Source organism: Phocaeicola sp. RTP21198st1_B8_RTP21198_201120 (genome assembly GCF_040929485.1).
GTDB classification, from domain to species: Bacteria; Bacteroidota; Bacteroidia; order Bacteroidales; family Bacteroidaceae; genus Phocaeicola; species Phocaeicola dorei.
Window position 1 is genome coordinate 1 of sequence record NZ_JBCOCI010000430.1, and the last position, 1,213, is coordinate 1,213.

Below are 1,213 nucleotides of genomic sequence, written 5' to 3' on the forward strand. Positions count from 1 at the left end.
TGTACGACCCGAGTGAAGGACAATATGAAAGCAAAGACTTGAAACTTCCTACTGTAAACGTAACTATTCAAAATACTATCTCGGCAAAAGCGTTGGATACATACAATCATGCGTTTGGTAGCACGTTAGGTGGTGAGAATTGTGCATTTGCCCGTAACCTTTGGGCTAGTAACTCCGGACGTAATCCTTCTATCGGTTGGAATGGCATATTCAATTTCGTTAATAATGTAGTATTCAATTGGGTGCACCGTTCTTCTGATGGTGGTGATTATACCGCTATGTTCAATATGATTAACAACTACTACAAACCGGGACCTGCTACTCCTAAGGATTCCAATGTAGGACATCGTATCTTGAATATGGGCGAGTATATGCCGACGGAAATATAATGGAAGGCTATCCTGAAATAACTAAAGACAACTGGAATGGCGGTATTCAGATTGAAACTCAACCGAACACTGACGGATATACTGAATACATGCGTAGCTATAAGCCGTTCGAGATGCCGTATATCAATATCATGGGGGCTAAAGATGCTTATGACTATGTATTGAAACATGTAGGTGCGAATATTCCTTGTCGTGATATTGTTGACGAACGTGTGATTGAAGAAGTAAGAACAGGTATTCCTTATTATGAAAAGAAACTTCCTAAAGACGCTTATGGTGACTTGACAGGTTTGTCTCCTAAGTCAATGGGGGAAGACGGACAGTTCAAGTATCGTCGTTTGCCGAAAGATTCTTATAAGCAGGGTATTATTACTGATGTTCGCCAGATGGGTGGTTATCCTGAATACAAAGGTACTCCTTATGTTGATACAGACAAAGATGGTATGCCGGACGAATGGGAAATTGCTAACGGATTAAATCCGAACGATCCGAGTGATGCCAATAAAGACTGTACTGGTGACGGATATACGAATATTGAAAAATATATCAACGGTATCAGCACAAAGCATAAAGTAGATTGGAGAGATATGAAGAACAACTACGATACATTGGCTGAAAAAGGAAAATTAATGTAATTATGAAAAAGATACTGATACTATCATTGCTTTTTATTTCCGGTTGGATGTCTGCGCAGGCAGTCGACTTAAATAAAGAGAATCGTGATCCTGAATATGTAAAGTCTATTGTCGGCCGATCACAAAAGATCGTTGATAAACTCGGACTTACAGATGCGAAAATAGCCGAAGATGTTCGCAATGTCATAG

The 1,213-nt window shown here is 39.7% G+C and carries 2 pseudogenes; both read left to right on the top strand.

Annotation, left to right across the window (positions count from 1 at the left end):
* Nucleotides 1-1,024 (top strand): annotated as a pseudogene (locus AB5935_RS27000) (polysaccharide lyase); the annotation flags it as partial.
* Nucleotides 1,025-1,026: 2 nt separating this feature from the next.
* Nucleotides 1,027-1,213 (top strand): annotated as a pseudogene (locus AB5935_RS27005) (hypothetical protein); the annotation flags it as partial.